The following is a 24,887-nucleotide window of genomic DNA, read 5'->3' as shown; positions in this document are numbered from 1 at the left end:
GTCATCGCCTCGTTCAACCTGAACAACACAAACGAGCCACTACTTATGCCAATATTTCACGCCCACATTCCGGCTCAAAAGTTTTCCAGCGAACAGAAGCGCGCCCTGGCGGATGCCTTGAATCTTGCTCTTCATGAAGCCATGGATGCGCCTATGGATGACCGTTTCGTCATCATCAGTGAACACAAGGATGATGAACTCTTCATCCATCCGACCTTTCCTGGCATGAACAGATCCGACAAGCGCATGGTCGTAACGGTGACGTTCGGTACCAGCAGGACGGTGGAGCAGAAACGCAAGCTCGCGGAGTTGGTTACCCGATACGCAGTAGAAAAGGTTGGCGTCAGCGAAGACGATATCAGCCTGCTGATGTATGCCATTCCATTGGAGAACATGAGCTTCGGCGGTGGAAAACTGGTCTCTGACATCGACCTCTCTATGCCTTGGGTCAACAAGTAAGAAGGACGAAGCTGCCCTGTTCCTGGAAACGGGGCAGCGACATTGACTTGAAACGGATGTCTCATCCGTTTCTCAGGCCTGGGACTCATGCGGCTCCGATCCGACGCCATTCTCTGGACGGGTCTCGCGACGAATACAGCCACCACGCCGACCCTGGTGCTGCAAACGCGCACCGACCCGGAGGCGTTGGAGCCCGCATTTCTTGCGCCCGCCCCAAAAGAGGTAAAGCTATGACCGACTGGCATTTCTACGAACCGGCGCAGGGGCATTCCCTGCGTCACGACCCGCTCAACGCCATCGTCGCTCCGCGACCGATCGGCTGGATCAGCACAGTCTCTAACGACGGCGTGCGCAATCTTGCGCCCTACAGCTTCTTCAACCTGTTCAGCTACAAGCCGCCGATCGTCGGCTTTTGCTCGCTGGGTGCCAAGGACTCGCTCGCCAACGTGCGTGACACCGGCGAGTTCGTATGGAATCTGGCGACGCGAGAGCTCGCCGAGGCGATGAACGCCTCCGCGGCGATGGCGCCCGCGCACGTCGATGAGTTCGAGTTGGCCAAGCTGGAGACGCTGCCCTCTGCCAAGGTGCGGCCATCGCGCGTTGCGGCCAGCCCGGTGCAGTTCGAGTGCGTGGTCACCCAGATCGTGCAGCTTGAGGCGCAGGGCGGCGCAGCGCTCCCGGCGTGGCTGGTGTTGGGCGAAGCAGTGGCGATCCACATTGACCGGCAGCTGATCAAGGACGGCGTGTACCAGACGGCGCAGGCGCGCCCGATCCTGCGCGGCGGTGGGCCGGCCGACTACTTCGAGATCAGCGCGGGGCAGCTCTTCACGCTTGAGCGACCGGGTGCTTGACTTGGCGCAGAACAAGAGCCTGACATCTTTCTACAAGGAGAACCCCCATGTTTCAACGCACCGATATCGCATTCGAAGCCGAGGGCGGCGTCACGCTGCGCGGCTGGCTCTATGTGCCCACCGGCGGCACCGGCCCCCATCCCGCCATCACCATGGCGCATGGCTATGCCGGCGTGAAGGAGCACGGCCTGGAGCGATTCGCCGAGAAATTCGCCTCCAACGGCTTTGTCGTCCTCCTGCACGATCACCGCAACTTCGGCGCCAGCGACGGCACGCCGCGCCAGGATATCGACCCATGGCGTCAGATCGCCGATTGGCGGCGCGCGATCAGCTTCCTCGAACACCAGGACGTCGTCGATGCAAAGCGCATCGGCTTGTGGGGCACGAGCTATGCCGGCGGCCACGCGCTCGTGCTTGGCGCAACCGAACGCCGCTTGCGCGCGGTCGTCGCGCAGGTGCCGACCATCAGCGGCTTCGAGCAAGGACTGCGCCGCATTCCGCCCGACGCCGTCGCCGCCATCGAGGAGGCCTTCTCGGCGGACGAACGCGCGCAGGCGCGCGGCGAGCCGCCGCGCCGGCAGACGATCGTCAGCGCCGATCCGGCCGTCCCTGCTTCCTACCGCGCCAAGGATGCCATCGAGTTCTATCTGCAGCCCGTGCCCGACGGCGCCTGGGAGAACAGCGTCACGGTGCGCTCGACGCGCGCCGCGCGCATGTACGAACCGGGCGCGTGGATTGCGCGCGTGTCTCCCACGCCACTGCTGATGATCGTCGCGCTGCAGGACACGGTCACGCTGACCGATCTCGAACTGGCCGCCTACGAGCGCGCCCTTGAGCCGAAGCGCCTCGTGACGATCCCCGGCGGCCACTTCGATCCGTACATCACCAGATTCGATCAATCCAGTGCCGCCGCGCTGGACTGGTTCAAGGAACACCTCGCATAACCTCAACTTGCGACAACGCAGGAGCCCGACATGTCTCATCTCACCCATACCATCGAGCATGGCATTGCCACGATCATTCTCGACCGCTCGCCGCAAAACCGCATCGACGACCAGATGGTTGACGAACTGGCCACGGCAGTCAGCGCGATCGAACGCAGTGACGCGCGCGTCGTGCTGGTGCGCGCTGAAGGCGAGAACTTCAGCTTTGGCGGCGACATCACGTCCTGGCCCGATGACACCCCCCGCCAGTTGCGTGCCCGCTTCGAGGGTTACATGGACGTCTTCAATCGCTTCGAACGTCTGCCCCTGCCTGTCATCGCGGTGGTGCACGGCTTGTGCGCAGGCGGTGGCTTCGAGTTGGCCTTGCGTGCCGATGTCATCTTTGCCGCCGAAAGCGCAACGTTCTGCCATCCGGAACAGTCGCTTGCCTTGGTGACCCTGCTGGGCGGCATCTACCGCGTCGCCGAACGAGCAGGACGCGCACGTGCGATGGAATGGGCGCTGACTTCCGAGCGCGTCCCCGCCGCGACGATGGAGCGCTTCGGCGTGATCAACCGCGTCGTCGCCGATGCCGGGCTGCTTGCAGAGGCGCACGCGTTCGCCGCGAAGTTCGTGCACGGCCCGACACGCGCCCACGCCGCCCACAAGGCCTTGCTGCGCGCCTGGGCCAACGGCGGTGTCCAGGCGGCCGACGATGTGATGTTCAACGTTGCCATGCCCTTGTTCGAGACAGAAGACGCGAAGGACGGGCTTGCTTCGGCCATCAAGGCCCTGAAGGCCGGTGCGCCGCGCCCGCTGCTCGAATTCAAGGGCCGTTGATCCGCCACGCAAGCCCTGTGGTCAACAACCTGAAAGCGACGGTGCGCTTCTGAGTCAGTGGCCACCGCCCAGATAGGCGGCCTTGACGGCGGGGTCGTTGCGCAGCTTCTCCGCCGGGCCGTGCAGCGAGATGCGGCCGTTCTCCAGCACGTAGCCGTAGTCGGCCACGCCGAGTGCGGCGGCAGCGAACTGCTCGACCAGCAGCATGGTCACGCCCTCGCTCTTGAGCCGCTCGATGATGCGAAACACCTCGGCCACCAGGATCGGCGCCAGGCCCATCGAGGGCTCATCGAGCAGCACGACCTCGGGGTTGAGCATGACGGCGCGGGCCATGGCCAGCATCTGCTGTTCGCCGCCCGACAAGGTGCCGGCCAGTTGGGTGCGGCGCTCTTTCAGGCTGGGGAATAGCTCCAGCGCGCGCTCCAGGTCGCCCGCCACGTCGCCGCGCGGCCGGCTGCCGGTCAGGCGAGGGAAGGCACCCAGGGTCAGGTTGTCGGTGACCGTCATGGTGGCGAACACGCGCCGGCCTTCGGGCGAATGGGCCAGGCCCAGCTTGGCGATGTGATAGGACTCGAGCCCGTCGATGCGCTTGCCGTTGAGCGTGATCTCGCCCGCAGTCGGGGCGATCATGCCGGAGACAGCGCGCATGGTGGTGGTCTTGCCGGCGCCGTTGGAGCCGATTAAGGTCACGACCTTGCCCTTGGGCACCTCGATCGATATGCCGTGCAGCACCTGCACCTTGCCGTAGCCAGCGGAGAGATTGTGGATGGTCAGCATCTTGTTCTCACGCGGGCTGCGCGCCTCCCGTGTCCTGGCCACCCAGATAGGCTTCAATCACCTTTGGGTCGGCTTGCACCGCAGCGGGCTTGCCCTCGGCGATCTTCTGGCCAAAGTCCAGCACCGACACCGTGTCGCACATGCCCATCACCACGTCCATGTGGTGCTCGATCAGGATCACGGTCACGCCGTGCTCGCGGATCTTGCGGATGATGGCGATCAGCTCCTTGATGTCGGGCGCCGTGAGGCCGGCCGCCGGCTCGTCCAGCAGCAGCAGTTGCGGGTCCAGCGCCAGCGCCCGGGCAATCTCCAGCAAGCGCTGCTTGCCGTAGGGAAGGTTGCGTGCCTCCTCGGCCGCAAGCGCTCCCAGCCCGACGAAGCTCAGCAGGCCCAAGGCGCGGCTGGCTGCGGCCTCGCGCTCGCGGCGATAGCGCGGCGTACCCACCGCCACGTCAAACAGGTTGCTGCTGAAACTGTGGTGCAGGCCCACCTGCACGTTCTGCAGCGCAGTCATCTCGCCAAACAGCTGCACGTTCTGGAAGGTGCGCGCGATACCGGACAGGGCAATGTCGGCCGAGTTGCGGCCGACCAGCGAGCGGCCCGCAAAGGAGATGGCACCGGCCGTGGGCACGTAGATGCCCGTCAGCACATTCATCATGGTGCTCTTGCCCGAGCCATTCGGGCCGATCAGGCCGTGGATGCTGCCGCGCTGGATGCTCAGGTCGACGTTGTTCAAGGCCTTCAGGCCGCCAAACTGCATCAGCACGCCGGAGGCTTGCAGTATTTCCCCGGTAGCGCCGGCATTGGCAGCGGTGGATACGGCGTCTGATCGCGCCCCGCCCTCCCCTGCCTGATCAGGCAGCGGCTGGAGCCGGCGCATGTTGAAGGCCTTGCGCACAAAGCCAACGATGCCATCCTGCAGGTAGTACACGACGAACAGCATGATCACGCCGAAGATCGACAGCCGCCAATCGGTCATGGCGTCCAGCCAGAAGGCCAGGCCTGCCAGCGCAATGCTGCCGACCACCGGAATCGCCATTTGCGCTGGCGTGGCGCGCCCGCGCCGGATGGCGACCACGGCCGTGACCAGCACCAGCAGTGCCAGCGTCACCGACACATAGCGGAACAGCACCACATCGTCGAGCAGCTTGGGCAGCAGCACGATGATGGCCGCGCCGATCATCGAGCCGATGCGGCTCTTGCGCCCGCCCATGATGACCGCCAGCAGGAACAGCACGGTCAGCTCGAAGTTGTAGGAGTTGGGCGATATGTACTGCTCGGAGTACGCATACAGGCAGCCTGCCAGCCCCGCAAAGCCCGCGCTGATGACAAAGGCGTAGACCTTGTAGCGGTAGACCGATACGCCCATGCAGTCCGACGCCACCGGGCTGCCGCGCAGTGCCTCGAAGGCCCGGCCCAGGTGCGAGCGCAGGATGCGGTGCACCACGATCAGCGCCAGCACCATCAGCACCGCCACCACCCAGTAGTACTCGCGCTCATCCAGCTTGTGGCCGAACAGCGAGGGCTTGTCGAGCTTGATGCCCATGGGGCCTTCGGTAAGAAAGCTCATCTCGTTGATGAGGATCTGGATGATGGTGCCAAAGGCCAGCGTCACCATGGCCAGGTAGGGCCCCGACACCCGCAGCGCCGGCAGCGCCAGCAATGCGCCAAAGCCGGCGGTGAACAGGATTGCCACCGGCACCGTGACCCAGAACGGCGCGTCCAGCTTGAAGACCAGCACACCCGCCGCATAGGCCCCCAGGCCGAACAGGCCAGCATGGCCCAGCGACACCTGGCCGGTGTAGCCGACCACGATGTCGAGCCCGAACAGCAGGATCGCGTAGATCATGATGGTTTCGAGCAGGTGGATGTAGTACGGGTTGTCTATGCCTATGGGGAACAGCAGCAGAGCGGCAACACCGGCGATGGCCAGCAGGAGCTGGCTGGGTTTCATTTTCTGAGACACCACGCTCATACCTTCTTGATGGCAGTCTTGCCGAACAGGCCGGCCGGGCGTACCGCCAGCACGATCAGCAGCAGCACCAGGCCAGGCACGTCCTTGTAGCCGGTGCTGAGGTAGAAACCGGTGGTGGTCTCGGCCACGCCGAGGATGATGCCGCCCACCACGATGCCCATGCCGCTGGTCAGCCCGCCGATGATGGCGACGGCAAAGGCCTTCAGGCCCAGCACCGCGCCCATGGTGGCACCGGTCAACGTCAGCGGCGCGATCAGCACTCCGGCAAAGGCCGCCGTCATGGACGACAGCGCATAAGAGAAGGTAATCACCAAGCCGGTGTTGATGCCCATCAGCTTGGCGGCATCACGGTCGTTGAAGGTGGCGACCACGGCCTTGCCGTAGATGGAGCGGCGGTTGAACAGCTCTACCGCCAGCATCATCAGCAGCGCACCGCCCACCACCAGGATTTCCATCGGCAGCACGTTGGCGCCCAGAAACTTGAGCGGCGACTCGGGCAGCGGCGACGGAAACTTGAGGTCGTCCCGGCCCCAGACGTTTTCCGCCACGTTCTTGAAGATGATGCCCAGCGCGATGGTGGACATGATCCAGCCAAACTCCGACTTGATCTTGATCGCCGGCCGCACGCCGATGCGCTCGACCACCGCGCCCTGGAAGGCGCCAAACAGGCAAACCAGCGGAATCATCAGCCAGTAGTTCACGCCTAGGCCCACCAGGGTCAAGCCCACCAGCGCGCCCAGCATCAGCGCATCGCCCTGGCCAAAGTTGAGGGTGTCGGACGTGGCAAAGGTGAGCTGGTAGCCGAACGCGATGACGGCGTAGATCATGCCCAGCGCAATACCGCTGAAGATGAGTTGGGTGAGGATTTGCATGGCGGGCCTCGGGGTGTCGCTGAGCGCGCTGGGTGGCGGCCTATGAATGAAGAACGCCGCCGAGGAGTGATCCGGGGCGGCGCGGGCAGGAGGCTGCTTACTGCTTGAGCCGGACCTGGCCGGCGTTCTTCTGGTCGTCCGGATTGGCAAACACCACGCGGCCGCCCTTGACCTCGCCAAACACCGGGATGTTGGCCGTGATGGCGTCGTGGTCGGTCTTGCTGAAAGGCTTGTTGTAGGTGGTCACCACGCCTTCGACCGGTGCCTGCAGGTCTTCCAGCGCGGCCTTGATCTTGGGGCCGTCGGTGCTGCCGGCCTGCTTGATGGCCGCAGCCAGCAGGTAGATCGAGTCATAGCCCTGGGCGGCCGACACCGGTGAATCCATGCGGCCATTCTTGGGCTTGAAGGTTTTCACGAAGGCGTCGATGAAGGCTTTGCGCTTGGGCGTGGTGGGCTCCTGGATGAAGGTCTGCGGCATGCGCGCGCCCTCCCCGCCCGGGCCGGCGTTGTCGATGTAGTTGGCCATGGCCAGGGTCCAACTGCCGATCATGGGCACCTTCCAGCCAAGCTTGGTCATGCCGTTGGCGATCTGCGCCAGCTCGGGGCCGATGCCGTAGGTCAGCACGGCTTCGGCGCCGGCCTCTTTTGCCTTGAGCAACTGGGCCGTCATGTCGACGTCCTTAATGTTGAACTTCTCGACGGCCACCGGCGTGATGCCCTTGGCCTTGAGCGCCTTCTCCAGGTCTTCGCGGCCAAGTTGGCCGTAGTTGGTGGAGTCGGCCAGGATGGCAACCTTCTTGAAGCCGCGACGGGTCACGGCCTCTTCCACGATCATCGGCGCCTGGATGCTGTCGTGCGCGGCGTTGCGGAAGACGTAGTTGTCCGGGTCCTTGTCGAACTGGTGGGTGATGACGGAACCGGTCGCCACGTTGTTCAGTACCGGGATCTTGGCGTCCTGGAAGAAGCGCTGCGAGGCCAGCGCCACGCCGGTGTTGATGTAGCCGACCACGGCCACCACCTTTTCCTTGTTGATGAACTCCTGGGCGATCTGCACGCCGCGCTCGTTCTTGGCCTCGTCGTCGCGTTCTATGAGCTGGATCTGCCGGCCCAGCACGCCGCCGGACTTGTTGATCTCATCGGCGGCAAGGCGCACGCCGTCGCGCATGCTGACGCCCATCGAGGATGAGCCGCCGGTGAAGGGGCCGTCGACGCCGATCTTGATCGGGTCGGCCGCCAGGGCACTGGCCGAGAACGCAATGGCGCCTGCAATGGCCAGGAGTTTGAAGCTGAGTTGCATGGGACGTGTCTCCAACGATGGTTCTGGTAGGGACCTCGGCCTGCATCGGTCTTGCTATGCCGCCCTGCAGGGCATGTCCAACATATCCAGAAGTCACTCAGCTGCAGAGAGTGACAACCCTAGCCCGTCCCAGGGCCGCTCAGATAAAGGGCCCGGCCTCACTGCGGCTGGTCCAGTCGATCGGGTCTTGCTGCAGCACCGCGTCGATGTCCAGGCCCAGGGCCAGTCCGATCACGTCCGGGAAGCTGGTGGTGAGCTCCTTCTCCCCCAACTGCGCCTCCCGGGCCCGGGCGCGCCAGGTGGCCAGGTGGATGATGCCGGCGAGAGGTTCGTAGGCATCGTTGTCGAAGGGGGCATGCTGGTGCTGCAGCGCATCGACGATCTGCGTCGGAAACTGCCAGCTGCGCGCCAGGCCGGCGCTGACCTCTGCATAGCTGTAGCCGAACATGCGGTGCTCTATGCGGGCCCGGCGCAGGTCCAGCGGCGGCACGGATTCATTGAGCGGCAGCATCTTCTCGGGCATGCCGGTGTGCATCACCAGCTCACCCACGGCATGGACCAGGCCCGAGGTGAAGGCGGTGCCCAGGTTCTCGTGCACGATGCCGGCGAGCGAGCGCGATATCTTGGCCACGTCCAGGCTGTAGCGCCAGAACTGCTGCATGTTGACGCCCGGCACCGAGCGAAAGGCTCCGCCCAGCGAGGCGGCACTGACCAGGCTGCGCACGTGCGTCAGGCCCAGGATGGCCAGGGCTTCAGACACGCCGCCGATGCGCTGCGACAGCTGGAAGAAGGCCGAATTGGCCAGCTGCAGCACGCGCGCAGTCAGGCCCGGGTCGGTGCTGATCAACTGGCTGACCTTGCGCAGGTCGGGCTCCTCGCGGTCAAGCTCACTCAGCAACAGTGCCACCACCTTCGGGATGCTGGGAAGTGCCGTGGGCGAAGCCAGCAGCTCGTTCAACTCCATGGAGTGGTCTTTTTGTGTGAATGTCGTGGAAGGCAAAAGGCGCGCCGCAATAGGCCGCAGCACGCGGCCCCTGCGGTTTTACACCATGTAACTACTTGCCGGGCCCGCGGTTCTGCAGTTTTGCGAAGGCTGATGCCATGGCGCCGCCCACCGGGGCTGCGGGGGCCGGTGCGGGCCGACGCGGCTGGCCACCACGGCCTGCGGCCTCAAAGCGGTTCTCGCGCGGGGCGTCGCGGCGGGTGGTGCCGGTGGCGTCCAGCTTCATGCTCAGGCCGATACGCTTGCGCTCGACGTCAACCTCGACCACGCGCACCTTGACGATGTCGCCGGTCTTGACCACTTCACGTGCGTCATTGACGAACTTGTAGGCGAGCTGGCTCACATGCACCAGCCCATCCTGGTGCACGCCCAAGTCGATGAAGGCGCCAAACTGCGCGACGTTGCTGACCGTGCCCTCCAGCACCATGCCTTCGCGCAGGTCCTTGATGTCGTCCACGCCGTCGTTGAAGCGCGCCACCTTGAAGTCCGGGCGCGGGTCGCGGCCGGGCTTTTCCAGCTCGGCCAGGATGTCCTTGACGGTGATGACGCCAAAGCGCTCGTTGGCGAACAGCTCGGGCCGCAGCGTCTTGAGCATGTCGGAGCGGCCCATCACATCAGCAATCGGCTGGCCAACGCGGCCGATGATCTGCTCGACCACCGGGTAGGTTTCGGGGTGCACGCCGGTCATGTCCAGCGGGTTGTCGCCACCACGAATGCGCAAGAAGCCTGCGCTCTGCTCGAAGGTCTTGGCGCCCAGGCCGGTGACGGCCAGTAGTTGCTGGCGGTTGGCGAAGGCGCCGTTGGCTTCGCGCCAGCGCACCACGGCCTTGGCCACGCTGCCCGACAGGCCCGATACCCGCGACAGCAGCGGCGCGCTGGCGGTGTTCAGGTCTACGCCGACGGCGTTCACGCAGTCTTCGACCACCGCATCCAACGTGCGGGCCAGCTCGCTCTGGTTGACGTCGTGCTGGTACTGGCCCACGCCGATGCTCTTGGGGTCGATCTTGACCAGCTCGGCCAACGGGTCTTGCAGGCGGCGCGCGATGCTGGCGGCACCGCGCAGGCTCACGTCGACGTCGGGCATTTCCTGGCTGGCGAACTCGCTGGCGGAGTAGACCGAGGCGCCGGCCTCGCTCACCACCACCTTTTCGATCTTGCGGTCGCTGGCCTTGGCCAGCAGCTTCATCAGGTCGGCGGCCAGCTTGTCGGTTTCGCGGCTGGCCGTGCCGTTGCCGATGGCGATCAGGTTCACGCCGTGCTTCTCGCTGAGCTTGGCCAGCGTGTGCAGGGAGCCTTCCCAGTCCTTGCGCGGCTCGTGCGGGAAGACGGTGGCGGTATCCACCAGCTTGCCGGTGGTGTCAACCACGGCCACCTTCACGCCGGTGCGGATGCCTGGGTCCAGCCCCAGCACCACGCGCGGGCCGGCCGGCGCGGCCAGCAGCAGGTCGCGCAGGTTGTCGGCAAAGACCTTGATGGCGACCTTCTCTGCGTCTTCGCGCAGGCGGGTGAACAAATCGCGCTCGGTGGACAGGCTGAGCTTGACGCGCCAGGTCCAGGCCACGCACTTGCGCAGCAGGTCGTCGGCCGGGCGCCCAGCATGGCTCCAGCCCAGGTGCTGGGCAATGCGGCCTTCGGCCAGCGATGGCGGCGCGCCGCGGCCGGTGGTGGGGGCGTCGTCCGCCACGGGGGTGACCAGCTTGGCTTCCAGGATCTCCAGCGTGCGGCCACGGAACACGGCCAGCGCACGGTGCGAGGGCACGCGGCCGATCGGCTCGTCGTATTCAAAGTAGTCGCGAAACTTGGCGACGTCGGGGTTTTGCTCGTCCTTGCCTTCGACCTTCTTGCTTTGCAGCAGGCCTTCGGTCCAGAGCCATTCGCGCAGGCCCTGCACCAGCGCGGCGTCTTCGGCCCAGCGCTCGGACAAGATGTCGCGCACGCCATCCAGCACCGCCGGCACGGTGGAGAAATCCGCGCCCGGCTTGCCGTCGTCCAGCACTTCGGGTGGGCGGGTGAAGGCGGCGGCCTCTGCGGCTGGGTCCAGCGTGGGGTCGGCAAACAGCTTGTCGGCCAGCGGCTCGATGCCGAACTCGCGGGCGATCTGGCCCTTGGTGCGGCGCTTCTGCTTGAAGGGCAGGTAGAGGTCTTCCAGCTCTTGCTTGGTGGGCGCGGCCTCGATGGCAGCGCGCAGAGCGGGGGTGAGCTTGCCTTGTTCGTCGATGCTTTTCAGCACCGACTCGCGGCGGTCTTCCAGCTCGCGCAGGTAAGACAGGCGGGCTTCCAGTTCACGCAGTTGGATGTCGTCCAGGCCGCCAGTGGCCTCTTTGCGGTAGCGGGCGATGAAGGGCACGGTGGCGCCGCCATCGAGCAGGTCGACGGCGGTGCGCACCTGCTGCTCGGTCACACGGATTTCGGAGGCGATCTGGCGAAGGATTTTCTGCATGTCTTGGCGCGCGGCCACGGGGCCGGCGAGGGAAGGTGAACGCGAAAAAGGGAGGAAAGCGGGCGAGTGTGCCATAGGCCGGAAGCGGCTTTGGCCGTGAGCCCGAAACTTCAAAATAGATAGCTATAAGCCCATGCCACACCTGGGCTGGAGGCACTTTTTACCCATATTTCTCAAACAAGGCTGGCTGCGGCCTCTGGACGTATGCCGATGGGCCGCAGCTTGTGGTGTTGGGCGCGGATCAGCTCGTAGAAGCCGGCGGCATCAGGTGCCTGCACGCTCAGCACCAGGACGCAATCGACAACCGGCGCGGCCCCTGCCGGCAGGTGGGCTGCTGGCACCCCGGCCCAGTAGCCGATGTCAAAGACCGGTTCCGCGAGCGCGCCGTCCGCAAAGTCACGCTGACGGTGCAGGACCATGCCGCGCTCCGGCCCGGCGTCTGCGGTGAAGAATGGCCTGGAGCGCATGTCCCCCTGCCCTGCCAGCGGCCGGAAGCTGATGCCCAAGCCTGGATGCGCGCGTTGTCTGGCGTGCTCGGGCCCCATGTGCAGGCCAGCGCAGAAGCTGGCGCTTATGCCAAGGGCCTGGCCGCCCTGATGGGGAATGGGAAAGCGCCAGCACTCGCCGGCGGCAATAGAGGCGCGAGACAGCACCGTCACGCAGCCCGGAACGCAGCGGAGCATGTCCAGCCCGCCGTCTCTGAAGCGGCCCCATCCGACCTCGGCATGGGCCTGGCCGGGATGCGGCTCGGCATGGTGGACAAGCAGCGCCTTCAGGGCCAAGGCAGAAAGATCCTCTGCCGCGCAGGCCGCCATGCTGGCGGCCGTACGCAGCACCAGCGGCGCGGCGTAGCTCGTGCCCGAGACGCCGACCACTTCCCCCAGAAGCGGGCTGTACAGCTCCAGCAGTTCGTGCCGGGAACCGCCGAAGGCGAGCCCGTCAGGCTTGACCTGTTCTGCGCGTCCCGGCCCGCGGCCGCTGTATGGCGCGCGCTGCCACAGGGGGCCGCTGCCATCGCAGGCGCCTACGGCAACGGCGTTGCCCATGTCGGCCGGCGGCTGGATGCGGGGCGCCCCATCGGCCCCGCCGTCATTGCCAGCTGCGACGGTCAGCAGGATGTCGTGGCGCTCGCAGAGCTGCTCCAGCACCGCCGTCCAGACATGGACCTCATCGTCGCGCACCGGCATCCTGGGCCCCAGGCTGATGTTGGCGAAGCGGTGCCGTCCGGTTTCCAGTACCGCCTTGATGCGCAACAGAACATCGAACAGGTCCGGGTCATGGAAGGAGTCCGGCGCGAGTACCCGGTAGTGGTCCGTGCCCGTCACGGGCCGGCCAAGGGACGCATCCGCCCCGGTGCGACCGAACAGAAAGGCCGAGCTGACTTCCGAGCCGTGAACGAGGAAGTCCTGCGCCGTGGCCACGGTCTCGGGGTAGACATGCTCGCGCGCCCAGGGGCCCAGATCGGCTGCGCCCAATCCCGCGTCGAAGATGGCGACGCGCTGGTCGGGGCACAGCGGGGGCAGCGTCTGCGGCGGGCGCCCCGCCTTGCGCAAGGTGCGGCGCGGCATGGGTAGGGGCGGCGCCAGCAGCGCCTCTGCCATACGTGCATGGCGCAGAAAGCCGAATTCAGCCAAGGCCCGCACCTGGGCCGCCGTCGCCATGACCGGCAGGAAGCTCAGCCCGCCGGCGCGCACGCACCGCTCCGGATGCAGCGATAGGTCCAACTGCTGCGCAAACGCCCGGAACGCTGCCAATACGTTTGCGTCGTTGGCGCCCGCATGCAGCACGGCCTGGAACCGGTGCGGCTTGCCGTCGCGGGGGCGCGGGCCCTTGATTTTTTCTTCTGCCGTGCTCCAGTGCGCATGCGCAATGGCGTACCGCGCCGGATGCGGCCCGGCCGCCAGCAGCGCCTGCCAGCGATGGAGCGACGGTTCGCTGCCGGCGACGAACAGCGACAGCGCCACTCCCCCGGCAACAAGCGGGGCCATCCTGCTGCCGACCTCGCGCAAGCCAGCGCGCTGCAGCAGTTCGACGGCCAGGTGCGGTGCTTCCTGGAAGGCTGGGTGCAGTCGGGCTTCGAACACGGCCTCTCCGCCGGGCTTGGCCGCAGCCGGGCTGGCCTGCAGAAGCCTGCGGACTTCCCTGATGGAGTCGATGGTGGCTGCCAAGTCCTCGGGGCTGCCGCGGTGCAGTTCGCGGGCCTGGCCTTCGGGCGCCTGCGCACGCATTGCCAGCTTTTCACCGCCACCGAGCAGGAGCGACCTGGCTGTCATCGCTGCAGACCTGCTGGCAACAGCCGCTAACGCAGGCCGCCCTCTTCGGCCTGCCCTCTTTTCACAGAGAAGGCATAGCTGCCAAAGCGGATCTCGCCACGGCGGCGCTCGACCAGGGGCGGCATGCCGCCGGACTGAGGCAAAGCGTTGGAAAGCTGGTGCTTGGCCCGGAATATCTGGATGTTGACGTAGGACGGATCGACATCGAGCATGCGCGAGAGTTCATCCAGCGCGATCCAGCCCTGGCTGTGCGCATCCAGCCCCCTCTTTGCGTCCTGCAGGCGCAGGCGTGCCAGGGTGGCCAGGGTGTAGTGGTGAATGCGCTCGCCCAGCGGGATCGATTCGCTGCCCAGCACCAGGTTCAGGCGGGTGTGCTCTTCGTTCTGGCTCACTTCGAAATGCAGCGTCAGCTCGGCCATGTCCAGCCCGGGGCCGCCCGCCGGGTTTTCCGTGGTGGACTCGAGGTCAGCGTTCAGCACGAACTCCCAGGCGCCTTGCGAAGTCTGCACCGTGGCGCCATCGATCAGCAGATCGAGGCCCCCGATGTGCTCCAGCATCCACCGGCCATCGTGCACATGGATGCTGATTTCTGGCTGCGCGGCACTTGGCAGAAAGTTGCCCTGAGGCGACAGGGCCAGGGCCTCGCCCCGGCCGTCCAGCGGGAAAAGGCAAGTGGCGGGAGGGGCCAGGTCGTGCACGGTCCAGGCAGCGTCGGCATTGGAGCTGGTGCTGAAGCTGATCTCCATGCCCACCACCAAGGCCGTCCAATGCCCTGCCGCCAGGCGCCGCCCATTGACCGTGGTGCCATTGCGGCTTTGGTCAATGATTTCCCAGCGGCTCTGGTTCCAGCGCACGAGCGCATGGATTTTCGACACATCGGCCGCCTGGACGATGGTCTGGCATGCCGAGGGATGGCGTCCGAATGCGTGTATCGGCCGCAGCATGATTCCGCGATCGAAATGCTTGTTCCAAAAAATCGCCATTTATTCGTTTTGCCCTCATACCCCCGGTGCCAGCGTCTTGATGGTGCAGGTCGCCCATTCAGACATACAGACCCTGGGGGTTCAGATTTCTCTCGTTCAAAGGCTCGGTGCGCCAACCCATCGTGACAGGCACGTGGTAGAGGCGCGGATTGGCCCGCTCGGGCCAGATATGACACAGGCCCGGTACAACCATTTTCACGCAATGCAGGGGAATATCTGGCCGGCTGTAGTCCAGCACCAGGGTCTCCAGGCCCAGCTTGCGGGCAATACCTACGCAAGTGCTGATTTCGTCTGCAATATCGACCGATTCGGCGGGTTCTTCGGCGCGCGGCACTGTCGCGGGCGCGTCTTGTGCGCCCATCAGGAAGGCGCTGTGGGCATCGGCAATGGAAAACTGCTTGCCGGCTGCGATCAACTGACAAATTTCGGTCAGGGCCCGTTCGCAGGCCACGACTGCATCCAGGCTGCAGCCAAAGCCGATGGCCCAGTCACCGCTCGTCTGATGGCGGCCAACGGCCACTGCCACCGGGATGCCGAAGTCATGGCGGATATCCAGCACCCAGTAGCGCCATTGCGGCCCCAGCGTGCGCGTGACCCGCATGCGCACGCCCGCTGGCAAGCTATCAAGATCAAACGCAGGCCTGGGAATTTCGTTGTACCACCAGATGGCGGCCGCATCCCGCTCCACCAGCTCAAGGAAGCCTTGCAGCATGGCCTCTTCCACGGTGTTGCCGGCTGCACAGCCGTTTGACGTCCACCCGGCATGGCGTGTGCTCTGCGCTGGCGCATGGGCATAGCAAAAGCCCAATGGCAGATAGCACCTGGCTTGCTGCGTCAGGGACCAGGCCGGCGCCCAGGACAGCGGCTCATCCGGCGCGGGAGCAGCGAGGACCTGCGGGGTGCCGCCCGGCCCGGGGCGACGCGCCTCGCCGGTCTCGTATTGCCTGTCGCTGAAGAACACCAGCGACTGCGGCGGGATGCAGCGGCCATCCAGGCCATGCACGGGCGCCGTGACCGATGCCTCGTCGCCCTGGTAGAAGGCCGCATAACGCTCCACCGCCTCGCACATGGCGCTGGCGCGGGACTGCTCTGGAGACATGCCCTTGCCCAGGCACAGCTGGCTCCAGGCTGCGGGTGGCGCGGTGCTGTCGCTCCAAGGGGTTTTAAAGATTCCGCTGCGGTAGACCCGCAATGCGTCTTCACCTTCGCAGCCCAAGGGCGTGACCTCGGTAATCACACCGCACAGCGCGCTCAAGTGCGGGGACAGCCGTTCCACCGTATGTGCGGCCGGCATGCTGCGCGAGCCGCCGTCGCGTCGTGCCGTCCGCAAGCAAGAGGCCGGGACGATGGAGCGCTGCTGGCGCTCGGCCAGCAGGCCCGGGCTGCCGCACTGCGGGCACTGGGGCCGGGCGATAACCGTGTGCGCCTGTGGCTGTCCTCGTTGGGCAGAACCCGGCCCAGGGGGCTGGAGCGTGAGGATGTGCTGCCTGCCCTGTGCCAGGACCTCTTGCCCCAAGGGGAGCATTGCCTGCAGCCGGGCCTGGATGAGCCCGTCGCCGCAGCGTACGGGCAAGGCCAGTGCCGGGCTGTTGGACTGAGCCTGCCACCATGCGCGCGCCGGCTGGTTTCGCCGCAGGCGATGGGCCAGGCAGTGCCAGCACGCCATGTCCGGGCTTTGGGGCATGAACAGCGGCCCCACCATGGCCTGCTCGCCTGCGGGCCGGACCAGCAACCAGGGCTGCCCCAGCACCTTCTGCTGCGCGTCGATCAGTCCCAGCCGGGGGTCCAGGTAGTCATCGCAAAACACAAACGTCAGGCGGCCATGGCCAGCCTGCGCCGCAAGGGCCATGCAAGCCCAGCCCTCGGCGGCGTCGCCGCTGAGCACTTCGGACAGGACGATGGCATCGACTTCGCGAGACACCGGCCTGCGGGTGAAGGACACGGAGAAGTTGGGCGTCGCGTAGTGGTCACCGTCCGGCATTCCTGCGGGGCGGACGAAATCCTGCCGCAGCAGGCCTTCGAGCGCATGCAGCATCTCGGCCAACAAGCTGGCCGAACCCGTCGCCCTGCAGTACGACTCCAGGCTGGCCCCCTGTTGCAATACCCGGCCCAGAGTGACCACAGCAGGCGACGTGAACAGATAGGCGCCGGCCTCGCCCAGCAGTTGCAGCCAGCCCTGCCCCAGCAAGGGCGGCAAGTAGCGGCCATGCCATTGAAAAACGCCGCCGTACAGGTCCGCCGAAAGCCCTCTATCCATGGTCTTTGCCGCCCAGGCCAAGCCGCAGCACGGTGTAGGGCCAGCGGCGGCGCACCGCCTGGAACGCGGATTCAAAGTGCCGGTGTTGCGGTGAAAACGAAGAAAACGGATGCTCCTCCGAGAGCAGTTGGATAGCCCCATGGAGCCGGCCGATCTCTTCTGCGCTGTCGAATCCGGAGACCACGGGTAGCTGCATGCCGCCCACCTGCATCGGCAGATGTGCAAGATCGGGGTGCACGTAGTCCAGCACCATCTGGCCCACACCACCGTGCTGGTCCAGGTGCTCGGCCAGCCGCTGCAGCAGGGCCTCCAGCGGCGCCTTGGGCAGATAGGGGCAGACCCCTTCCATCAGGAAGAGCAGCGGGCGGCCAGGCTGCAGGCCGGCTGACTCCAGCCACGTGAGGTCCAGAACGGAGCACGCCAGGTTTCGTTCTGAGGCGGCCGCGTCCATGTACTGCTCCCGCAGGTGGATGCCTTCGGGCAGATCGATATTCAGCCAGTCAATGCTTTGATGGGATGGCAGGCCCGCCAGAATGCGGCTCCTGCGTGTGCACAAGCCGGCTCCAAGGGTAACGCCCATGCCATCTGGATAGGCCTGGAAGAACTCAGACGCCATCCGGTCGAAAAGTGCTGCGCGCAGCACGATTCCTCTGACGAAAGCCGGGTCCCGTGCATAGCCTGACACGTCGACCGGCAACTTCGCCGCAATCTGGCGCGCCAGCGGGTCGGAGAAGACCGTATCCGGCACGACCTTATCGGCCGCAGCGCGGGCGGCCAAAGTCAGTAAAAGGGTTGCAGTGGCGCCGTTCAGGGCCTGCCATTGCGTGCCGCCAGCGTGGGCCGCTGGCGGCACGGCAATACCCGCAGAATCTTCAGCAGGTGAAGGGATAAGCGCTACCGGTGTTGTTGTAGGAGGTAAGTGCGATCGGCCGCATCTGCTCCACCGCCGGGGCTACGGGATAGTTGAGCACGATGGCGTTCTTGATCGGGCTGCCGTCGTCGTTCGTGCGGTTCCATTCGCACAGTTCCTCATCCCAGGTGAACGATGGATTGCTGACGAACTTGACCTGGAAATTGAAGGGGTTGTTGTAGCCCAGCCATTGGCTCAGCACCGGCGTGGCATCGACTTCGCCAGCGCGGGTGAGTTGGGTGAGGAAGTCCGGGGACTGCCAGGTCAGGGTGATAGCCCGCAGCACCACGCCGCCAAATGCCAGCAGCGAGTCGGTGCCGCCACTGGGAATGCCCAGGCTGGTAGGCAATGCGCCCCGCAGCACTGAGGCGCCACCGTTGTCGAACGAGGTGACGCTGCCCATGAAGTCCGGGAACAGTTGGTAGTACGCCGCCAATGCCTCGGTGGCCCGGGCCTTGGGGGCCTGCGGCAGCACGACAGAGAAGCCGTCGTCCATCCCGATCCAGCCAGCCGTCAGCTCTGGCTTCCATTCGGTTTGTTCTGTCGGATCGTCACTTCGATTCAGGACGATATCGAGGTTGGGCCACAGCGTATTCAGGCCAAAGTCGCGGTGCAGGATAGGTTGAATGTCCTTCTGCGCCAGCAGCTCCGTCTGGTAGCCTGGATCGTCCCAAGATCTCGCGATTGCGCGGAGATAAGCCAATCGAAATTCAAGTAGCGGTTCCCCGCCCTGGTGGTTTGCCATGGTGAACTTCCTCGATGGTTAGGAGATGTAAGCATAGCGTGTATTGGTATTTTGTGGGGCCCATTCAGGACGTGCGGTCGCGATCTCTTTCAAGCGCTCCGCTATTTGCTCGTGATCGCTGCACAGTGCCTGCAATGCCTCCAGGGCCGCGAACTCCACCCGCAGTTTCCCCCCCTCGCGAGCGAGCCGTGCGGCCAGCAGCAAACTGGCCCCGACGGCCGCGGCAGGGCTGCCCGTGGCCCGGAGGTACTGGGCCTTCTTCAAGTGCAGTTCGGCGCTGTACAGGCCCTCTTTCAACTGATCTGCCAGTTGCAGACAGCCGTCGATGCGCTCGATCGCCTCCGCCCACCGGCCCTGCTCGGCCAATACTTCTGCGGTCAATGAGCGGTAGTAGGTGTGGCAATAGGCGCATCCCATCTGCCAGAGCGCCAGTAGCGCATCGTCGGCCTGTTCTATCTCGCCGACGGCCCAGCAGCGGATGGCCTCCGCATAACCCGCAAAGGCCGGCAGGCCGTACCGCGCTGCCAGGTTCAGCAGCTCCGTGGCGCTCCGAAGCGCCGCCTGCTTGTCACCCCGATGCTGGTAGCCCACGCTCTGGTAGAGCAGCGCCATGCCAAGCGAGGGGATATGCGATAACGCCCTCGCCCAGCCCACGGCGTTGGCGGCGTCGGCTTGCGCGAGCGCGTCCTCGCCCGCCGACCAGCGGACCAGGGCGCGCCCGGCGGCGGCCCAGACCCGCGTGTCGAAGCCGAAGTAGCTGGCGTGGTGCGCGTGTGCGCGCGCGGAGTAGCCCTCGATGGCCTGGGTGAGCACCCGTTCTGCCGCCCCGGCATTGCCGTCGGAGTAATGCGCCAGGCCCAGGTAGGTATGGGCCGCCACGCGAGCACCGGTGTCATGGCGCTCCCCGGCAAGGTCGAGCAGCCTGTAGCTCAGTTGCCGGACCTCTTCCCGGTTGCTGGCCACGTGGTGGTAGGTGATCATGGACCACAGGTGCTGCACTTCCTTGTCGGTGGCCACCGTGCCCGTCAGCAGGGCCTGCGACAACGCGATCCGCTCCTTGACCTGGACATGCGCCCAGCCGTGCTTGTTCATCATCGCCTGGGTGACATAGCCGTTCAGGTCCAGGCGGGCCTCGCGCTGCCCGACGCCGTCCAGCCGGTCAATCCAGCCGTCCACCAGCTCGGCGTAGGCGATGGTCTCGTCGTTCAAGGCCCGGTGCTGCGTGATGCGCAGTTGCTGAATGGCATGGGCCACGGCCTGCACGTAGTCGCCCGCGGCGGCGTAGTGCCGGGCGATGCTGCCAGGCTCCTTGGTGGCGCGCAGCGGGTAGAGGCGCGTCAGGGTCTGGGCCACGATCCAGTGCTGCTGCCGGCGCTGCACCGCGAGCATGCATTCATAGGCAGCGTCACGGATCAGGCCATGCCTGAAGACGAAGCTCCCGCTGTCCGGCGCGGCAGCGCGTGCAATGAGCCCGGCATCCAGCAGCGTCGCCAGTCCATCGGTCACGGACTGGGGCGTCTTGCCGGAGCAGGACTGCAGCAGCTCCACATCGAACTGCCGGCCTATGGTGGCGGCCAGCTGCAGCAGTTCCTTGACCGGCCCCAGCCGGTCGAAGCGGCTGATCAGCGAGTCGCGCAGGGTCACGGGGACATCGGTCGGCCGCGCGGATGTCTTGAAGAACCACATGCCGCTTCTCTCGACCAGGTAGGTGTCGCGCAGCATGCGCGTCAGCTCGTGGACGAACAGCGGAACGCCGTCGGTGCGGGCGACGATGTTGTCTATGACGGCCGGGTCCGCCGTTTTCGGGGCCAGGACCTGGCGCGCGATCTGTGCGGCCTGCTCGTCGTCCAGGCGCGCTATCGGGAGGGCTTCGGCCTGCAGAACGGCGGGGCAGTCCCAGCCGGTGCGCGCGCTCAGTACCAGCAGCAGTTGCGCCCTGGGCAATGCCACCGAGATCTGCTCCAGCAGCTCGATCGTGGTTGGATCGACCCAGTGCAGATCCTCCACCAGGATCAGCAGCGGAGCGGATCGCGCCTGGTGCAACAGCCACCGCGCAATCGACTGCAGCAGCAGGGCCTTCTGCAGCGCTGGCGAGATCTGGCTTTCCGCATAGGGGCCGAACGGCAGCGACAGCCAGGAGCAGAAGATCGGCAGCACCCGGGGCGCATCGCAGCCGGCAGCGCTCAAGGCGTCCTGCAGCCGGTCCCGGGCTTCATGCGCGGCCAGGCCAGGCACCGTCCCATCGAACTGCTGGCGCAGCAAGGGCAGGATGGGGGCCAGGGCGTTGTTGCGGTGCTCCGGCAGGCACTGGAAGCCAATCGACCGATAGCGCTCCCGCTCCACACGCTCGCGCAGCACCTCTACCAGGCGCGACTTGCCTATGCCGGCTTCGCCGCTGAGCAGCACGGCGCTTCCGGTGCCTTGCCTGACCTGCTCCCAGAACTGCCAGAGCTGCTCGAGTTCGCGCTCGCGTCCCACGCAGGTCTGCGGCGGCAGCAAGGCGTCATACGGTATGGGCGTATGGCTGAAGGTCGTCGGCAGGTGCTCGCCTGTGAGGCGGTAGGTCCGCAGTGGCACGGACGGCGCCGGCAGGCGTAGCCCTTCGGCCTCTTCCTGGTGGGCGAAGTTGCGCAGCAACTGGTAGCAGTTTTCGCTGGCGAGGATGGCCCCGGCCGGGGCCTGGCCCTCCAGGCGCATGGCAATGTTGACGGCATGGCCCGAGGGGATTTCGTCGCCCGAAACCACCACCATTCCGGTGTGCAAGCCCATGCGCACCATCAGATGTGCGCCCTGCCCTTCCTTGATCGCAGCCGCCCGGCAGCGGCCCAGTTGCGCCAGCTCCAGAGCGGTCATGCCGGCCTGGCGGGCATCGGCGTCGGAGGCACGCGGGTAGCCGAACAGGATCAGCATCCGCTCCCCCAGCGTGCCGGCCAGCAGGCCGCCGCGCCGCGTGGCGGCATCCACGAACAGGCTGAACTCCTGCCGCTGCAGCAGCTCCAGGTCTTCGATGTCCGAGCCCAAAGCGGCGTACTCGTCGGCCGGCGGCCAGATCGAGACGCTGCAGCACAGGACCGTGACCTGCCGCTTCTCGGAGAAGCTGCGCTTGGTGACAACCGTCTGGGCCAGGTACTCGTGCAGCGGCTGCCGCTCCGAGCGCAGCGTGCCGACCAGGTCGTCCATGCGGATTCGGCCCAGCTCCAGCAGCAGGGCCTCGGCTGACGCGCTGCGTTCGGCCACGCGCTTCTTCAGCGCCCGGCGCAGGAGACTGGCCAGGGGGTGGCCGGCGATCTCGGGCGGCAAGGGCACTTCCTGGCTGCTCAGTTGCTGGTGGAAGATTTCAGCGGTCGAGGTACCGTTCATGACCGGGGCGCCGGTCAGGCACTCGAGGAACATCAGGCCCCAGGCGTACAGGTCCGACTGCACGCTGGGCAGTTCTCCGCGCAGCTGCTCGGGGGCGCTGTACGAAGGGGTGCCCAGGCACTCATCGGTCATGGTCAGGGAAGAGAACTGGGCATCCCGTGCCTGCGGCACCACGGTGCTGATGCCGAAGTCCAGCACCTTGGCGTGGCTGATGGCGCCGGTCGTCATCAGCATCACGTTGTCCGGCTTCAAGTCGCGGTGCACGATGCCTATCTTGTGGGCGCAGTCCAGTGCGTCCAGGACTTCGGCCATGATCCGCGCGGCTTCTACAGCCGTGAGGGCGCCGCTGCGCTGGATCAGGCTCTTGAGCGTCTCGCCCGGGACGTACTCAAAGACACCATAGACATAGGGCCCCTGGCGCCCCTTGTCCAGCAACTGCACGATGTGGGGGTGGCGCAACCTGGCGCACAGCTCGGTTTCGCGGTGGAAGCGGGCGATGCGCCGCGTGTCTTCCGTGAGCTTGACGACCTTGATGGCGACCAGGGCGCCGGTCTTGCGCTGCCGGGCCAGGAAAACCGTGCCGTAACCCCCTGCGCCCAGCGGCTCGCGCAGTTCGTACTCGGGAATGTTCAGCTGTTCCTGTGCCGCCTCATGGGCAGTGGGTGGAACGGCATTGCTGTGCTGCATCCATGCACCTTTGGGTGAATCCCTGCGCCCTGCCCTGTTGATAGAAACTGTAATTCTCAGGGGCGAAGCAAGCATATACGCCGGATGGCTGCAGCTTGTTTCAATGTCTAACGCTCCAATTTAAATAGCATATAGCCCAAGCTGCAACTGGGCTTTCCCTTGTTTCGGCATAAAAGTTACGATGCGCGGGTCCGGCAATCACGCTGGCAGCATGTTCAAGGATGGAAGCGCGATGGTCGAACAAGGCAGCGAACTGGCCAAGGCCGTGGTGGTGCTGGCCGCAGGGGTGGTGGCCGTACCTTTGTTCAAACGGCTCGGCCTGGGATCGGTGCTGGGCTACCTGGCTGCGGGCCTGGCCATCGGGCCCTTTGGCTTTGGTTTTTTCAGCGAGGCGGAAACCATCCTGCACGTGGCCGAACTGGGCGTGGTGATGTTCCTGTTCGTGATCGGGCTGGAGATGCAGCCCACGCGCCTGTGGAACCTGCGGCGCGAGATCTTCGGCCTGGGCGTGCTGCAGGTCTGCGTCTGCGGCGGGCTGCTGACCCTGGTCGGCCACCTTGCCGGGTTGTCGCTGGCCGTGGCTTTTGTGGCGGCCATGGGCTTTGTGCTGTCGTCCACCGCCATCGTCATGCAGATGCTGGACGAGCGCGGCGAGACCTCTACCCGGCGCGGCCAGCGCATCGTCTCGGTGCTGCTGCTGGAAGACCTGGCCATCGTGCCGCTGCTGGCCATCGTCGCCCTGCTAGCGCCCGAATCTTCGACCGATGAGGCTACCTCACGCTCAGTGCAGGTTGCCGTGGCCCTGGTGGCCATCGTCGGCTTGGTGGCGGTCAGCCGCTTCTTGCTCAACCCGCTGTTCCGCCTGCTGTCCAAGGTAAAGGCGCGCGAGGTCATGACCGCCGCCGCGCTGCTGGTGGTGCTGGGCGCGGCGCTGGCCATGCAATGGGGTGGCCTGTCGATGGCCATGGGCGCCTTTGCCGCCGGCGTGATGCTGTCGGAGTCGACCTTTCGCCACCAGCTGGAGGCCGACATCGAGCCCTTCCGTGGCATCTTGCTGGGCCTGTTCTTCATGGGCGTGGGCATGTCGCTGGACCTGCGCCTGGTGCTGGGCGACTGGCCGCTGCTGCTGGGCGCAGTGCTGGTGACCATGCTGGTCAAGAGCGCCGGCATCTACGGCGTGGCCCGCCTGCTGCGCGCCCGCCACGCCGAGGCGCTGGAGCGCGCCGCACTGATGGCGCAGGGTGGTGAGTTTGCCTTTGTGCTGTATTCCGCCGCGGCCGGTGCTGGCCTGCTGGGCGAGCGGGTGCATGCACTGCTGTCGGCCACGGTGATCCTGTCCATGGCACTGACGCCGCTGGCCGTGTTTGCGCTGCGCTGGCTGCTGCCCAAGGACGGCGCCGGCGCCCCTGACATGCGCGACGTGCAGTCGGTGGCCGAGATCGGCCAATCCAGCGAAGAGCTGGCCGGCACGGCGCTGATCATCGGCTTTGGCCGCTTTGGCCAGATCGCCAGCCAGGCGCTGCTGGCGCGCGGCATCCAGGTGACCATCATCGAGAACGACACCGACATGATCCGCTCGGCCTCGACCTTCGGCTTTCATGCCTACTACGGCGACGGCACCCGCATGGACGTGCTGCACGCCAGCGGCGCCGCCCACGTGCGCGCCCTGCTGATCTGCGTCAACGACCCGGCCGCCACCACCCGCATCGTCGAGATGGTGAAGAAAGAGTTCCCCCTCACCCCGGTGCTGGCCCGCGCCTTCGACCGCCAGCATGCGATTGACCTGATCCACCACGGCGTCGACTTCCAGATACGCGAAACCTTTGAATCCGCCATGCGCTTCAGCACCGAGGCGCTGCGCCGCGTCGGCGTGCCGGAAGACGACATCGCCGAGATCTGCGAGGACATCCGCCGGCGCGACACCGAGCGCCTGCAACTGCAAGTGGCGGGCGGCATCGCCCAGGGCCGTGACCTGATGCACGGCAACCGCTGGACGGCCACGCCGCTGACGCGGCCGCAGCACAGCGGCCAGGGGCTGAATGAAGAAGCGGCGGAGGCGATCGAGGCGCAGAAAGCGGTGCAGGCGAAGTAGTGTCGCGTCAAGTGTGATGTGACGGGAGTGCGCGAAGCCATCGGCGTGCAGCGCAAGGCGTAGGCCGCAGCCCAGGCTAAAGCCTGGGCAAGGACTGCAACGCGGCGATGCGCGGCGAGGGCAAGCGCACACCGGCAGATCAT

The 24,887-nt window shown here is 66.0% G+C and carries 17 protein-coding genes; 5 read left to right on the top strand and 12 right to left on the bottom strand.

Annotated elements, in window-relative coordinates; genetic code table 11:
• Positions 1-45: 45 nt before the first annotated feature.
• The 4 genes from AAFF27_13380 to AAFF27_13365 all read left to right on the top strand — a co-directional run bounded on the left by AAFF27_13380 (position 46) and on the right by AAFF27_13365 (position 3,073).
• Positions 46-459: a tautomerase family protein gene (locus AAFF27_13380; protein ID XAH26118.1), complete on the top strand. Its 414-nt coding sequence runs from the start codon at positions 46-48 to the stop codon at positions 457-459.
• A gap of 230 nt (positions 460-689) precedes the next feature.
• Positions 690-1,310, top strand: coding sequence for a flavin reductase family protein (locus tag AAFF27_13375; protein XAH26117.1), 621 nt, complete (start codon positions 690-692; stop codon positions 1,308-1,310).
• Between the two features lie 47 nt (positions 1,311-1,357).
• Complete coding sequence (locus AAFF27_13370; protein XAH26116.1) at positions 1,358-2,254, top strand: alpha/beta hydrolase; 897 nt, start codon at positions 1,358-1,360, stop codon at positions 2,252-2,254.
• Positions 2,255-2,284: 30 nt separating this feature from the next.
• Entirely contained in the window at positions 2,285-3,073 is a 789-nt protein-coding gene (locus tag AAFF27_13365; protein XAH26115.1) for an enoyl-CoA hydratase/isomerase family protein, read from the top strand.
• 54 nt (positions 3,074-3,127) lie between these two features.
• Here AAFF27_13365 and AAFF27_13360 read toward each other — a convergent pair whose 3' ends face one another.
• The 12 genes from AAFF27_13360 to AAFF27_13305 all read right to left on the bottom strand — a co-directional run bounded on the left by AAFF27_13360 (position 3,128) and on the right by AAFF27_13305 (position 22,652).
• Positions 3,128-3,850 carry an ABC transporter ATP-binding protein gene (locus AAFF27_13360; GenBank protein ID XAH26114.1) on the bottom strand — a complete coding sequence of 241 codons (723 nt, stop codon included), beginning with the start codon at positions 3,848-3,850 and terminating at the stop codon, positions 3,128-3,130.
• 7 nt (positions 3,851-3,857) lie between these two features.
• On the bottom strand, positions 3,858-5,804 hold the full coding sequence (locus AAFF27_13355) for a branched-chain amino acid ABC transporter ATP-binding protein/permease (GenBank protein XAH26234.1): 1,947 nt from the start codon (positions 5,802-5,804) through the stop codon (positions 3,858-3,860).
• Between the two features lie 17 nt (positions 5,805-5,821).
• Positions 5,822-6,697 (bottom strand): branched-chain amino acid ABC transporter permease, encoded by an 876-nt coding sequence (locus AAFF27_13350; GenBank protein XAH26113.1) that lies wholly within the window; start codon positions 6,695-6,697, stop codon positions 5,822-5,824.
• Positions 6,698-6,794: 97 nt separating this feature from the next.
• Positions 6,795-7,994 (bottom strand): ABC transporter substrate-binding protein, encoded by a 1,200-nt coding sequence (locus tag AAFF27_13345; GenBank protein ID XAH26112.1) that lies wholly within the window; start codon positions 7,992-7,994, stop codon positions 6,795-6,797.
• 139 nt (positions 7,995-8,133) lie between these two features.
• Positions 8,134-8,958 carry an HDOD domain-containing protein gene (locus AAFF27_13340; GenBank protein XAH26111.1) on the bottom strand — a complete coding sequence of 275 codons (825 nt, stop codon included), beginning with the start codon at positions 8,956-8,958 and terminating at the stop codon, positions 8,134-8,136.
• 91 nt (positions 8,959-9,049) lie between these two features.
• Positions 9,050-11,437, bottom strand: a complete 2,388-nt coding sequence (locus tag AAFF27_13335) for a Tex family protein (protein XAH26110.1) — start codon at positions 11,435-11,437, stop codon at positions 9,050-9,052.
• 173 nt (positions 11,438-11,610) lie between these two features.
• On the bottom strand, positions 11,611-13,710 hold the full coding sequence (locus AAFF27_13330; protein XAH26109.1) for a S8 family peptidase: 2,100 nt from the start codon (positions 13,708-13,710) through the stop codon (positions 11,611-11,613).
• Between the two features lie 26 nt (positions 13,711-13,736).
• Positions 13,737-14,654: an FHA domain-containing protein gene (locus tag AAFF27_13325; GenBank protein ID XAH26108.1), complete on the bottom strand. Its 918-nt coding sequence runs from the start codon at positions 14,652-14,654 to the stop codon at positions 13,737-13,739.
• A 97-nt stretch (positions 14,655-14,751) separates the two neighbouring features.
• On the bottom strand, positions 14,752-16,950 hold the full coding sequence (locus AAFF27_13320) for a TOMM precursor leader peptide-binding protein (protein ID XAH26107.1): 2,199 nt from the start codon (positions 16,948-16,950) through the stop codon (positions 14,752-14,754).
• Positions 16,943-17,803, bottom strand: a complete 861-nt coding sequence (locus AAFF27_13315) for a class I SAM-dependent methyltransferase (protein XAH26106.1) — start codon at positions 17,801-17,803, stop codon at positions 16,943-16,945. The genes AAFF27_13320 and AAFF27_13315 overlap by 8 nt, the downstream gene beginning before the upstream one ends.
• 19 nt (positions 17,804-17,822) lie before the next feature.
• Complete coding sequence (locus AAFF27_13310; GenBank protein XAH26105.1) at positions 17,823-18,605, bottom strand: BMA_0021/BMA_0022 family TOMM bacteriocin; 783 nt, start codon at positions 18,603-18,605, stop codon at positions 17,823-17,825.
• Between the two features lie 18 nt (positions 18,606-18,623).
• Positions 18,624-22,652, bottom strand: coding sequence for a TOMM system kinase/cyclase fusion protein (locus tag AAFF27_13305; GenBank protein XAH26104.1), 4,029 nt, complete (start codon positions 22,650-22,652; stop codon positions 18,624-18,626).
• A 232-nt stretch (positions 22,653-22,884) separates the two neighbouring features.
• On the opposite strand from AAFF27_13305, the gene AAFF27_13300 reads away from it, so the two are divergent.
• Positions 22,885-24,744, top strand: coding sequence for a monovalent cation:proton antiporter-2 (CPA2) family protein (locus tag AAFF27_13300; protein ID XAH26103.1), 1,860 nt, complete (start codon positions 22,885-22,887; stop codon positions 24,742-24,744).
• The last annotated feature ends 143 nt before the right edge of the window (positions 24,745-24,887 follow it).

Origin of the sequence: Xylophilus sp. GW821-FHT01B05 (assembly GCA_038961845.1) — a bacterium.
In the GTDB taxonomy this organism is placed as follows: Bacteria; Pseudomonadota; Gammaproteobacteria; order Burkholderiales; family Burkholderiaceae_C; genus Xylophilus.
The sequence above is the reverse complement of the archived record's forward strand: the minus strand, read 5'-3'. Positions and strand labels throughout refer to the sequence as shown.

Bases quoted from the DNA above. Each gene is read 5' to 3' on its own strand.
- AAFF27_13365 (XAH26115.1), top strand. From the start codon at position 2,285: ATGTCTCATCTCACCCATACCATCGAGCATGGCATTGCCACGATCATT.
- AAFF27_13325 (XAH26108.1), bottom strand. From the start codon at position 14,654: ATGCTGCGGCCGATACACGCATTCGGACGCCATCCCTCGGCATGCCAG.
- AAFF27_13380 (XAH26118.1), top strand. From the start codon at position 46: ATGCCAATATTTCACGCCCACATTCCGGCTCAAAAGTTTTCCAGCGAA.
- AAFF27_13335 (XAH26110.1), bottom strand. From the start codon at position 11,437: ATGCAGAAAATCCTTCGCCAGATCGCCTCCGAAATCCGTGTGACCGAG.
- AAFF27_13305 (XAH26104.1), bottom strand. From the start codon at position 22,652: ATGCAGCACAGCAATGCCGTTCCACCCACTGCCCATGAGGCGGCACAG.
- AAFF27_13350 (XAH26113.1), bottom strand. From the start codon at position 6,697: ATGCAAATCCTCACCCAACTCATCTTCAGCGGTATTGCGCTGGGCATG.
- AAFF27_13355 (XAH26234.1), bottom strand. From the start codon at position 5,804: ATGAAACCCAGCCAGCTCCTGCTGGCCATCGCCGGTGTTGCCGCTCTG.
- AAFF27_13330 (XAH26109.1), bottom strand. From the start codon at position 13,710: ATGACAGCCAGGTCGCTCCTGCTCGGTGGCGGTGAAAAGCTGGCAATG.
- AAFF27_13360 (XAH26114.1), bottom strand. From the start codon at position 3,850: ATGCTGACCATCCACAATCTCTCCGCTGGCTACGGCAAGGTGCAGGTG.
- AAFF27_13300 (XAH26103.1), top strand. From the start codon at position 22,885: ATGGTCGAACAAGGCAGCGAACTGGCCAAGGCCGTGGTGGTGCTGGCC.
- AAFF27_13375 (XAH26117.1), top strand. From the start codon at position 690: ATGACCGACTGGCATTTCTACGAACCGGCGCAGGGGCATTCCCTGCGT.
- AAFF27_13340 (XAH26111.1), bottom strand. From the start codon at position 8,958: ATGGAGTTGAACGAGCTGCTGGCTTCGCCCACGGCACTTCCCAGCATC.
- AAFF27_13370 (XAH26116.1), top strand. From the start codon at position 1,358: ATGTTTCAACGCACCGATATCGCATTCGAAGCCGAGGGCGGCGTCACG.
- AAFF27_13320 (XAH26107.1), bottom strand. From the start codon at position 16,950: ATGGATAGAGGGCTTTCGGCGGACCTGTACGGCGGCGTTTTTCAATGG.
- AAFF27_13345 (XAH26112.1), bottom strand. From the start codon at position 7,994: ATGCAACTCAGCTTCAAACTCCTGGCCATTGCAGGCGCCATTGCGTTC.
- AAFF27_13310 (XAH26105.1), bottom strand. From the start codon at position 18,605: ATGGCAAACCACCAGGGCGGGGAACCGCTACTTGAATTTCGATTGGCT.